This is a genomic window from Achromobacter sp. UBA4530, assembly GCF_002388205.1.
Taxonomy (GTDB): domain Bacteria; phylum Pseudomonadota; class Gammaproteobacteria; order Burkholderiales; family Burkholderiaceae_B; genus Achromobacter; species Achromobacter animicus.
Genome location: NZ_DGMA01000031.1, coordinates 15,502 through 27,549, shown reverse-complemented (window position 1 = coordinate 27,549; position 12,048 = coordinate 15,502). Strand labels below are relative to the sequence as shown.

The window sequence follows — 12,048 nt, the reverse complement described above, 5'->3', positions numbered from 1 at the left end:
GCAGACATGATAAACGCAACGATGTGACAGGTTGCGCGCTGACATACACTGCCCTGATCCCCACACCCGAGGACCCGCAACATGGCTATCGACCTGACGTCGCACTATGTGTACCTGGACGCCTCCGGCGCCGCCGCCACCGTGACGGGCGGCGACGAGTTCTGGTCCCAATCCCCGGTAGACCTCGAACAATACGGGCGCGGCTGGCTGGTGTCCGAATACGAGTTCGCCGCGGACTGGCCGCAATGGGAGATGCACCCCGGCGCCGACGAGATAGTGCGCCTGATGGCCGGCGCGGCCGAGCTGCACCTGGAATGGCCCACCGGCATCCAGGTGGTGAAGATGCTGGCCGGCGACGCCTACGTCATCCCCAAAGGGGCATGGCATACGGTCAAGGTCATGGAGCCTTGCCGCATGCTGCACATCACCATGGGCGCGGGCACGCAGCACCGGCTTGCGTAGCCGCATCCCGCTGGTTATCCCGCCGCGCCCGCTGGCCGTGCGCGCTGGATCTCGCGGTCGTCGATCGGCCAGTGCAAGGCGGCCGACAGCACGCCCAGCGCCATCGCGCCCAGCCAGATCAGGTCGTAGGATCGTGTGGCCTCGAACACCACGCCGCCCAGCCACACCCCCAGGAACGAGCCGACCTGATGGCCAAAGAACACGAAGCCGAAAAGCGTCGTGATGTAGCGCACACCGAACACCTGCGAGATAAGCCCATTGGTGAGCGGCACCGTGCCCAGCCACACAAACCCCATCACGGCCGCGAACGCATAGACCGACCACGTGGATAGCGGCACGAGCACGAAGAGTGCAATCGCCGCGGTCCGCACCAAGTAGATGCCCGCGAGCAGATACTTGCGCCGATGATGCGCGCCAAGGATGCCGCAGACGTACGTGCCCATGACGTTGGTGAGCGCAATAATGGCCAGCGCCGCCACCGCGTCCGAGGCGCGCAGGCCCTTGTCCATCAGGTAGGCGGGCAGGTGCGTGCCGATGAACGCCAGCTGGAAGCCGCACGCCAGAAATCCCAGATTCAGCAGCCAGAAACCGGGGCGTGTGAAGGCCTCGCGGATGGCGTCAGACAGCGACAGGTTCGCGTCGGGCGCGGCCGCATCGCGCACGCGGTTCGCGGGCTCGCGCAGCGGAAACGCCAGCGGCAGCAAGATCATCAGCACCATCGCGAACACCAGCAACGCCGCGACCCAGCCCCAGCCGCCGATCAGCCATTGCGCCGCCGGCACCATCGTGAACTGTCCCAGGCCGCCAACCGCTCCCGCCACGCCCAACGCCCAGCTCCGGCGCTCCGGCGGCACCAGACGGCTGAGCGCGCCGTAGATGGCTGCGAATGCCGTGCCGGACAGCGCGATGCCGATGCACACGCCCGCCGTCCACATGAAGGCGGCGGGCGTCGTGGCATGCGCCATGCCGGCAAGGCCCAGCGCGTAGAACACCAACCCGCCGGCAATCACCTTGGCCGAGCCATAGCGGTCGGCAATCATGCCGGTGAAGGGCTGCACGATGCCCCACGTCAGGTTCTGCACGGCCAGGGCAATGGCGAAGGTCTCGCGGCTCCAGCCCCTGTCCATCGTGACGGGCAGGAGAAACAGGCCCTGCACATGGCGCACGCCAAGGGCAAGGCCCATGACGACGCCGCCGGCGAGGACCAGCAGCCAGAGCTGGGATGCGTCCAATGAAGGTTTTTGGGGGGTGGACATGGCGAACCTCTCGCAGGGAACGTCGCCCCCGTCCGGGCGGGCAGTGGATGTATTACAGAACTGGCGCGCGGGCGATTCAACCGATTAATTTTTGTCCGCTGCATGCGCGGGGGGAATGTAAAGAAGGAGCCAAAGGACCTCCACTTGCTTCAACAAATAAACAAAAATTACACTCCGTAATCCACATTAGGTACTTATGCTCAGGAGCGGCGAATGGCGGAGGTGTTTGAAAATCGAGAGGATGCCTATCAAGCCTGGCGTGAACAGAACGCAGATGGCTTTGTACTGAACGCTCGTGCAAGCTCAAACACTCAATATGCAGTTTTGCATCGGGCCAGTTGTCGGCACATTTCGATTTATCAATCCGCGCACCAAGGTGATGCTTTTACGGGAAATGGCTACGTAAAAATCTGCTCGCCGCATGAACATAAGCTGATTCACTGGGCCGAGAATCACCGCCCCCTCGCTCGCGAAGTGCAGCGGTGCTCGGATTGTCTTGGCGTGTCGGCACGTCGCTCTTCTGAACCGCCCCGCTTCGTGGTCGGCGCGGACTATGACCGCAGAACAGAAATTCATGCTCCTTTCGGGGGTAGCGCCCAGAGCGGAATTTCCACTTCGAGCGTCTTTCCAGTGATTTTTTTGTTCACTGGTGAAACGGGTAACCAATATGGATATCGGGACGGCCATACGCCCAGCGGAACATTTCTATACACGGGAGAAGGGCAAGTCGGGGACATGCAATTCGTCCGGGGCAACAAAGCCATTCAGGAGCATGCGGCTAACGGAAAGACGCTTCATTTGTTCGAAGCGCTTAGAAAGCCGCGCAAGCAACGGTACCTGGGCGAGTTCTCATTGATCCGAGCGCACACCGATAGAAGAGGGCCAGATCGCAACGGGGCCGAACGAAAGCTCATCATTTTCGAGCTTTTACCCGGAGGCAATACTGACGAACCGCCAGCCTCCTACGCTTCACCTGCCGAGGTGGCGCCGAGTTTCTCGCTTCGAGAGGCTCGCAACCTCGCTATTGCGGCGTTTGAAGCGCATCGAGGCAAAGGGACTAAGAGCACGGTTTACACCCAATATCAACGAAGCGAAGTGATTCGTTCATACGTTCTTAAGCGCGCGGATGGAATTTGTGAAAGCTGTGGATCCCCCGCCCCCTTTAAACGAGTTGACGGATCTCCTTATCTCGAAGTGCATCACGTCCACCGTCTCTCAGATGGAGGCGTCGACCATCCCATCAATACGGCCGCGCTTTGCCCGGCGTGCCACAGGGAAGTTCATTTTGGGCGTGAAGGAACTGCAATCACAGAGCGATTGGTCAGAAGCATTGGCCGGAAAGAAGATATCTGAGCTGGTCGATGGCCCCTCATACTTCTTCTAGCGGCAAACAATCCTTATCCGACGCCTAACCACAAATTCCTCTTATTTATCTGAAATTAGGCGAAATAGCGGGGAAATGCGGCACACCCGTGCTTGGTGTTAACGCTTCGTCCGCAATAGTTACATCTCCCGATCCGTCCCCGGGTACCCCTGGTTACAGTGCTGCCTTCCCAATCATTCGGCAGGCATCGAATCATGTGGCACGCCCGGTCTGGCTCTTTCATTTCCGCGGTCTTGCGCCGCGCCTGCAAGCCATGACGGCGGCGCCCTTCTTCAAGCCCTTGGCGCTGGTCGTGGCGCTGGGCGGGGTGACGCTGCTGACGCCTGGCAACGCGCAGGCGCGGCCTGACTGGACGCAGCAGTGCTCCTACAGCAGCTACGGCGAAGGCGCGGGGACCATGTGCCACCAGCCCTACCAGGAAGGCCTGGCGGCGGTGCTCGTGGGCACCGCCGACGGCGAATCCGCGGCGTGGGGCTACATCGACAAGCAGGGCGTGATGTCGATTACGCCTGCGTATTCGGATGCCCGATCCTTCCAGAATGGGCTGGCCGCCGTCAGCCAGGATGAACGCTGGGGTTACATCGACAAGCGTGGACGCTGGGTCATCGAGCCGCGCTTTGCGGAAGCCACCGGCTTCAATGCCGAAGGTACGGCGCTGGCCGAGGAAGACGGCCGGGACGTGCTGATCGACCGCCAGGGCAAGGTCGTGAAGACCTTTCCGCTGGGCACGCGCACTGGCGGGTTCCAGCCCGGCCAAAAGCTCGCGGCGATGGAGATCCCTACCCCGCCGCGCCTTTTCAACACCGCAACCGGCAAACCGGCCACGCTGCCCGACGGCGTGATGGCGCTGGCCGAACCGACGGGCGACTATCTGCCGGCGCAATCGCGCGACTCGCGCTACGGCGGCTGGTGGGGACTGCTGGACCAAAGCGGCGCATGGGCGATCAGTCCGCAGGTGCTGCGCTCGCTCGCCCCGCCGCTGCGCGATGGCGACGTGCTGGCTGTGAACCGCGAACGCGCTTGGGAATTCGTGGATGCACGCGGCGAACCGCTGTCTGAACAGCGCTACGAACGCGTCGAATTGCTGGCGCCGGGCGTCTGGCTGGCGCGCCACGCCGAGGGCGGTTCGGTGCTGTTGGACAGCAAGCTTGAGACCCTGCACGCGTTCAAGAGCGACTATCTGGGCGTGCAGCGCCGCGACGGCTGGGGCTTTGCCGCCGAACCCGGCATGACGCTGCTGATCGATCCCGCAGGCAGCGTGCAGCTGCTCGCCCTGCGCAACGGCGACGTCAAGATTCATCAGGGACGCGCATGGGTGTATGGCGTGCCTGTCTCTTTGGCAGGCGCTACGGGCGCCGGCATGGACGCCGCCCGTGACGACATGAGCGCGGAAGACGAGGCCGCGGCGGCTGCGGCGGGTGCAGCCGTGCAGGCCGCGTCGCAAGCGGAAACCGCAGCCGCGATCCAGGATCCGCCGGTCGCCGCTGACGCGGCGGACGCCGCGCAGGAGGCGACCTACGCGGACGCAGCCCGCCCCCCCGCAACGCCGTCAGAAGCGACCGCAGACGCTGCCATGGACGCGGCAATGGACGCCGCCAGCGACACCGCCACCGCAGCCGCCGACGCCGTGCAAAGCAGCGTCAATGCCGTCGCAGACGACGAGACGCTGCATCAAATCTACAACCCCGACGGCCTGGGCATCCTTGACGAAACCACCGTCGCCAAGCTGCGCGGCTACGACATCAGCGAGTTCCACTACGCACGCAAGTCGGCCGCCGATGCCGCTGCGCCGCTGGCCCTCCTGCGACCCAGCGAATATGACCAGCCGCTCGGCATCCTGACGGCGGCGGGCGATATCGTCACGAATCCAGACTGGGCAAACATCGACACCTACGACGTCACGCTGCCGATCGTGGCGCGTTCAAAGGCCGATCGGGCCGGCGCGGTCGGCGCGATCGGCGCGGACGGCACGTGGGCCATCGAGCCCCAGTACAGCGAAATGCGCCCCTTCAAAGGCCCCTACACCTGGGCCCGCACGAAGGACATGCTGCGCGGCGATGCGCTGCTCATCGACACCCGCGGCCAGACGGTGGCCGTTCCCGCGAACGTGCTGGAAGACACATCGCGCCTCGACGGCGAACTGCTGCAATACCGCGCGGTGAACGAAAACCGCCAGCGCCGCATGGGCCTGTGGAACGTGCGCAAGGGTGCGCCCGTGCTCAAGCCGGCCTTCGATGAAGTCCAGGAGTTCGAGGACGACTGGGCCAAGGTGCGGGACAAGAATCGCTGGGGCGTGGTCAACCGCGAGGGGCAGTGGGTAGTGCCTGCCCGCTATAACGGCGCCTACGACCTGGAATACCTGGGTAACGGCATGATGCTGGCCGAAGCGCCCGAAGACACGCGCAAGCGCGGCGGCTACACCGAACGCGCCTATCGCGTCATCAACCTGCGCACCGGCAAGGCAAGCGAGCCGGTAGTAGGCAAGCCGCAGAAGCTGAAGGATGGTCGCTTTCTGGGCGAACTGGCCGACGCGAGCGCCGTGTTGTTCGACGCGCAAGGCGGCGCGATTCGTGTCTCCGACGGCCGTCCCGAAGACAAGCAGCAGTACGGCGACTGGCTTTACATCAAGTTCGACGAGCGCGAAGGCGCCATCGACGCGCGCGGCAACATGAAGGTGCCGGCGCGCTATGGAGAATTCAATCCTTTCTTCACCCAGCCCGAAGGCCTGGCGCGCGCCAACAGCGGCGCGGGCTATCGCGTGATCGACCAGACCGGCAAGACGATGCTGGAAAAATGGGGCGATGGCATGCCGCTGGCTTCGATGCAGCGCGTCGTATTCAACGACGACGAGGGCTCGTCCAGCATCCTGGTGGACCTGCAAGGACGCGAGATCGCGCGCCTGCCGGGCCGCCACGCCGTCGACTATGACAAAGCCAGCGAAGGCGTCGTGCCTTACAGCGACGGCGACAACAAGTACGGCTTCATCGACGCAAACGGCAAGCGCGTCGTGGGCGCGCACTTCAATCAGCTTGGCCCCTTGAAGGACGGCCTGGCGCGGGCCCGCCGCCTGGAACGCACCGGCAAGCTGTTCGGGTACGTCGACCTGACCGGACGCTATGCGATTGCGCCGGCGTTCACGTGGGCCGACAACTTTCACGAAGGCCGCGCGCTGGTCCGCCGAAATCGGCTGATCGAGTACATCGACACCAAGGGCAACACGACCGCGCTGTTCGGCGTGCTGTGCGACACGATGGTGATCGTGGATGCGAAGGACCAGCAGAGCTGGCCGCCCCAGAAGCTCACCTGCCCCGAGGCCACCGGCGTCAAACCGCCCGTCGCCGAGACCGCCAACGCCAACGCAGAATGATCATGACGTCACGCGTGCTACGAACCACCCGCCTTGCCTGCGCCCTGGCCGCGCTGGGCGTATCCCTGTCCGCCCAGGCGCAGAACGGCTATATACAGTCGATGCACCTGTATTGCATGAGCGATGCGGAGTACCAGGCCTATCCGGCAGCCGACGACATTTCCTCGCGCAACCCCTTCGGCAACGGCTGCATCCGGGACCTGCACGACGGCCGCGCCGCGGTGCTGCTGCCGTCCGCCATCGAGAACATCGACCGCGTACCGCGCGACAACTCGCTGCGCCGCCACGCCTGGGGTTTTCTGGACCAGAACGGCCGCGTCGCGATCGAGCCGATCTTCGAGGCGGTTGGCGACTTCCGCCACGGGCTGGCCGCGGTGCGTTGGCAAGGCAAGTGGGGATACATCGACCGCAATGGCCGCATGGCCGTTCCGCCGCGCTTTGACGCGGTGCAGGATTTTGTCGAGATCGGACTGGCAGTTGTGACGCTGGACGGCAAGCCGCTGCTGATCGATCGCCACGGCAATCCTGCGGGCGAACCGTTCGAGGACGTGGTGCGCGCGGTGCGCCTGTACGACGGCGTGCCCGCGCGCGCCACGGTCCAGTACAAGGAGGAATACCGCTCGGCCAAGGGCGAGCGGCGCTACGGCGGAACCGGCGTCGTGATCACGCGGCCGCTGGGCGACAAGGGCCTGTACATCGCCACCAACGGCGAGTCCAAGTACGGCGTGGTGGACAAGGACTGGAACTGGGTAGTGGAACCGGTGCTGGACGACATCTACGCGCAGGACAGCGGCAACCTGGCCACCGGCTATGGCCCTGACGGTTCGGTGCTGGTGACGGCGGACGGCAAACTGATCGGCGCGGACCAGCAATACGAAAGCATGAACCCCGTGGGCAAGGCTTTCTACAGCGCAGCGCTGCCGCGCCGGGCGGGGTTTGCGGTGCTGGACCGCGACGGCGCGGTGATTGCGACGCTGACGGACGCGGAAGGCCACGCATCCCAACGCTTTGCCGACACCATCGTGTACCCGTCCGGCGAAAACCTCGTGGCGCTGGTGCCGGGGCGCCCGCAGCCCCTGACGCTGGGCAAGGGCCTGTCGGCCGGCGACGAAAGCGAAGGCTATGTGATGTTCGTGGACGGCGCCAGCCGCACCGCGGGCGTACTGACGCCCACGGGCGCGTGGGTGCACGGCGACGCGGCGCCCGCGTGGCTGGCGGACGCCCGCCGCATGGAAACGCGCGAAGGCAATCTGTGGTTGTCCGACGCGCAAGGCGCGCTGCTCAACGTGCTGGACAAGAACGGCAAGGCGCTCCTCAAGCCCGAGATAGTGAAGACGCTTCAGAACCAGCAGCTTCAGTCACTGCCGGCCGGCGTGCCTGGCGCGCCGCTGGGCCTGCTGGGTCAAAGCCACTGCCACTGCGACGATGTCCAGGTGGGACTGCTGCTGGCCGACGGCAGCACGGTCACCGATCCGTCGTGGACCGCCGTGACGCCGCTGGACGACGCCGGCGACGGCGCCGATCTCACGGCGGACCAGTTGCGCTATGCGGCCGAGACGGCCGACGGCATGGTGCTGCTGGATGCACGCGGCAAGCCGCTGGACCTGCCCGCGCAGCAGCACATCGGTATGTTCCGCCAGGGCTACGCGCAGGTATATGGCGACGGCGTGGTACGCATGATCGACCGTGCCGGCAAGACGTTCGAACTGCCCGAGAACTTCGATACGCAGGTCGTCGCCCCGGGCGTGGTGCGTTTTTTGAAGACGGCGGCCGACGGCGCGCCGTGGGGCCTGTATGACTTCGTCGCCGGCAAGGAACTGGCCGCGCCGGCGTTCCGCAGCATCGGCGAGTTCCAGAATGGCCAGGCCGTCGCTTCGCTGGGCACGGGGCGCGTCGGCGTCATCGACCTGCAAGGGCAGTGGATCCTGCCGGCCAGCCATCAAGGCGCGGAACGCGTGAACGACACGCTGTGGCGCGTGACGCAGCCGGGCAAGCAAGAGAACGAATACGAACGTCCCGCCGCGGTCTTCAACACCAAGGGCAAGGCGCTGACCGCATTCATGCGCGGCTTGCAGGTGGGCGATTTTGGAGACGGCTCGGTCAGCGCGGGCAATAGCGAGCGCCGCTGGATCATCTCGCCGGACGGCGAGGACGCGCTGGACATGAAGGACGCAGACTACGTCCGTCTGGGTGACTGGATGGAGATCCGCCGCGCCGACCGTCAGGGTTACCTGAACGCGAAGGGCGCCTGGCAGATCGCGCCGTCGTCCCGTATCGGCACCGCGTTCCAGGGCGCGCCGGCGCGCGCGCTGGCGGCGGACGCGGCGGGCACGCACGTGATGGACGCCAGCGGCAAGATCCTCGCGACCCTGCCCAAGGGCGAATGGAGCTGGCCGTCGCGTTCCGACCTGCTGATCCGCCATTACTCGGCAGACCGCGGCACCATGACGGACTACACCGACCTTTCGGGCAAAACCCGGGTGACGGTCGAAGGCTTTGCGTCCGCGTTTTCGGAGGGACGCGCCGTGACGCAGCTGTCCGGCGGCGGTGCGCGTTGGGTGGATGCCAAGGGTGCGCTGACGGGACCGGCTTTCGACGCGCTGGGTCCGATGCGCGAAGGCCTGGCGCCCGCGAGCGAAGACCGCAGCTACGGCTACGTGAACGGCCAGGGCCAGTTCGTCATTCCAGCCGAGTTCCGGGCCTTGTCGGGCTTTACGGACCAACGCGCGGTGGTGTCCACGGAAGACGATTCGCGCATCATCGACCACGCCGGCCAGATGCTGGCGCAGGTGAAGATGCAATGCGGCATCCGCACGCTGTACGGTGCGGCCGGCCAACGGCTGTGGCCGCTGCGCATGCCGCATGGCTGCAACCGCACGGCGGCGTCTCGCGCCTACTGAGCGTCCAGCGCCAGATAGCGGCGGGTCTGCACGATCTCTTCGCGCTCCGCGAAGCTGGTCAGGCGATCCGCCAGCGCGCTGCTGTCGCCCGTCTGCCGGATGGCCTGGAGCGTGGCCTGCATCGCATGGATCGCCGCGCGCTGCAGGTCCGACGGGATGATCGCCAGGCGATAGCCCATGGCGGCCAGATCCGGCAGCGGCACCAGCGGCGTCTTGCCGCCGTAGAACATGTTGATGAGTTTCAGGCCCGGCAACCGCTCAGCAATGGCGCGGATCTGCGCCAGCGTCTCGGGCGCCTCGACAAAGATCATGTCGGCGCCGGCCTTCAGGTACAGCTCGGCGCGCGCGATGGCGGCGTCAAAGCCTTCGACCGCAATGGCGTCCGTGCGCGCGATGACCAGCGTGTCCGCGTCGGCAAGCGTCTGGCGCGCGATGTGGACCTTGCGGGCCATCTCGGCAGCGTCCACCAGGCTCTTGTCGTCCAGATGGCCGCAGCGCTTGGGAAAGGACTGGTCTTCGATATGGAACGCCGCCACGCCCGCGCGTTCCATCGTGCGCACCGTGCGCTCGACATTGGCCGAGCCGCCGAATCCGGTGTCCGCATCCGCGATCACCGGCAGGCCGCTGGCCTCGACGATCTTTTCAACGCGGTCCATGACTTCGGTAAAGCTGAGCAGTCCGATGTCCGGATAGCCGGCGGCGCGCGCAATGGCGCCGCCGCTGGCGTACACCGCTGGAAACCCGGCCGCGGCGACCAGGCGGGCCGATAGGCCGTCGTATGCGCCGGGCGCCACCACGATGCTGTCGGCAAGGTGTTGGCGCAGTCGCGCGCCAGGGGATGGATTGGCAGTCATGATGGGCGTTCCTTCATTCCGGGGATCTGATGCCTGCATGATCGGCGCGCGCCATTAGAATGTCCAATATAGTGAAAATTGCCTATCAGTACTTATTGGATATCAAAATGGAACTGCGCCATTTGCGCTATTTCGTCGTCACTGCCGAAGCCCAGCATTTCACGCGCGCGGCCGAACTGCTGAACATGGCGCAGCCGCCGCTCAGCCAGCAGATCCGCCAGCTTGAACAGGAAGTCGGCACACCGCTGTTTGACCGCATGGGCCGCGGCGTGGCGCTGAACGACGCGGGACGCGCATTCCTGGCGTGCGCCCAGGACATCCTGCAACGCGCGGACGCCGCAGTGCGCACGGCGCAGCGCGCCGCGCGCGGCGAGGTCGGTGAACTGACATTGGGGTTTACCGAATCAGCGTCCTTCAATGGCGTGGTGACCGAGCTCATCCGGCAATATCGCGAGCGCTATCCGGAGGTCGAGATGACGCTGTCTCAGGGGGATAGTGAAACGCTGGTGGCGCAGTTGCGCGACGGTACGATCGACGCCGCGTTCGTGCGTCCGCCCTTCGCGCTGGACGGCGGATTGGCGTTCACGCAGTTGGTCGAGGAGCCGCTGGTGGCGGCGCTGCCGCTGGGTCATGCGCTGGCGCGCCGCAAGCGCATCGCCCCCGCCGACCTGCAGCACGAGACCTTCATTCTGTATTCGCGCAAATCGGGCTATGGACTCAGCGCGGACATCATGGCGGCGTGCCGGCAGCACGGGCTGAGTCCGCGCATCGGGCAACAAGCGCCGCAGTTGTCGTCGGCGGTGAACCTGGTGGCGGCGGGCATGGGCGTGGCCATCGTGCCGGCGTCGCTGCGTCACCTGCGGCCCGATGGCGTGGTGTATCGGCCGTTTGCGCTGGAATGGCCGCGCGCGGTACTAGGGTTGGCTGTGCGCGACGCGGCGGGTGGACGGGCAGCGAATCTGCTGGCGCTGGCGCGGACCGCCCGCAAGTCCTGACGCTCAATCGTCGTGCGATTCGTGGACGGCAACCGCGCCGCGCTTCCAGTAGCTGGCCGCGCGAATGCGGCTCTTGTCGATGCCGTGCTGCGCCACCATGATTTCGCGCACGGCTTTTGCCGTGGCCGATTCCGCCGCCACCCACACATAGCCATCGCCTGACGGCAGCGCCAGTTCGCGCGCCGCTTCCAGCAGCAGCGTGCTGTAGCCGGGCGCCGTTCCGTTGCGATGCAGCCAGCGCACCGATGCCTTCGCGGCCGTTTGCAGCGGGATTTCGTTGGTCGCCCCCGGCACTTCGATCAGCACCAGCGCCTGCGCCGAGGCCGGCAGTTCTTCCAGCCGCCGTGCGATGGCGGGCAATGCGGTCTCATCGCCGATCAGCACATGCCAGTCGAACGCCGTCGGCACCACAAACGAACCGCGCGGGCCGCCGATGCCCAGTTGCTGGCCAGGCGCGGCTTGTTCGGCCCACGTCGACGCAGGGCCGTCGCCGTGCAGCACGAATTCGATTTCCAGTTCCTGGCGCGCCGTATCGAAGCGGCGCGGCGTGTAGTCGCGCGCCGCGGGCCGGGCCACGCCATCGGGAAACTTGATGCCGTCGGGCCCGGCCGTGGGCAGCACGGGCGGCTGCGAGGGATCGGCGGGAAAGAAGATCTTCACGTGGTCATCAAATGAAGCGGACACAAAATCCTGCAGGTCTTCGCCGGTGAAGGTGACGCGCGCCAGCAGGCCGGCAATGCGTTCGACGCGCGCCACGGTCAGCGTGCGCATCTTGAGGGTGTGGCGCACACGCGCCACGGTCAGGTCGCTTTGAGTCATGGAAACTCCAG

At 65.7% G+C, this 12,048-nt stretch carries 8 protein-coding genes; 5 read left to right on the top strand and 3 right to left on the bottom strand.

Features of this window, described 5'->3' with window-relative positions; all coding sequences use genetic code 11:
- Nucleotides 1-81: 81 nt before the first annotated feature.
- Entirely contained in the window at nucleotides 82-462 is a 381-nt protein-coding gene (locus B2W22_RS21300) for a cupin domain-containing protein (RefSeq protein WP_175137962.1), read from the top strand.
- A gap of 14 nt (nucleotides 463-476) precedes the next feature.
- On the opposite strand, the gene B2W22_RS21295 is transcribed toward B2W22_RS21300, so the two are convergent.
- Entirely contained in the window at nucleotides 477-1,718 is a 1,242-nt protein-coding gene (locus tag B2W22_RS21295; protein WP_175122258.1) for an MFS transporter, read from the bottom strand.
- A 213-nt stretch (nucleotides 1,719-1,931) separates the two neighbouring features.
- Between B2W22_RS21295 and B2W22_RS21290 the strand changes: the two genes are divergently transcribed.
- The 3 genes from B2W22_RS21290 (at nucleotide 1,932) to B2W22_RS21280 (ending at nucleotide 9,369) form a co-directional block, all read left to right on the top strand.
- A complete protein-coding gene (locus B2W22_RS21290) occupies nucleotides 1,932-3,071 on the top strand; it encodes an HNH endonuclease (protein ID WP_286939471.1) in 1,140 nt (379 codons plus the stop codon).
- 227 nt (nucleotides 3,072-3,298) lie between these two features.
- The gene (locus tag B2W22_RS21285) at nucleotides 3,299-6,469 is read left to right on the top strand and encodes a WG repeat-containing protein (RefSeq protein ID WP_286939470.1); all 3,171 of its coding nucleotides are present in this window, start codon (nucleotides 3,299-3,301) and stop codon (nucleotides 6,467-6,469) included.
- Between the two features lie 2 nt (nucleotides 6,470-6,471).
- Entirely contained in the window at nucleotides 6,472-9,369 is a 2,898-nt protein-coding gene (locus B2W22_RS21280) for a WG repeat-containing protein (RefSeq protein WP_286939468.1), read from the top strand.
- On the opposite strand, the gene B2W22_RS21275 is transcribed toward B2W22_RS21280, so the two are convergent.
- Nucleotides 9,363-10,223, bottom strand: coding sequence for an isocitrate lyase/PEP mutase family protein (locus B2W22_RS21275; protein ID WP_175122256.1), 861 nt, complete (start codon nucleotides 10,221-10,223; stop codon nucleotides 9,363-9,365). The two genes, B2W22_RS21280 and B2W22_RS21275, sit on opposite strands and share 7 nt — an antisense overlap.
- A 107-nt stretch (nucleotides 10,224-10,330) precedes the next feature.
- On the opposite strand from B2W22_RS21275, the gene B2W22_RS21270 reads away from it, so the two are divergent.
- Nucleotides 10,331-11,218: a LysR family transcriptional regulator gene (locus B2W22_RS21270; RefSeq protein ID WP_286939466.1), complete on the top strand. Its 888-nt coding sequence runs from the start codon at nucleotides 10,331-10,333 to the stop codon at nucleotides 11,216-11,218.
- A 3-nt stretch (nucleotides 11,219-11,221) separates the two neighbouring features.
- Here B2W22_RS21270 and B2W22_RS21265 read toward each other — a convergent pair whose 3' ends face one another.
- Nucleotides 11,222-12,037, bottom strand: coding sequence for a siderophore-interacting protein (locus tag B2W22_RS21265; RefSeq protein WP_286939465.1), 816 nt, complete (start codon nucleotides 12,035-12,037; stop codon nucleotides 11,222-11,224).
- Between the last annotated feature and the right edge of the window lie 11 nt (nucleotides 12,038-12,048).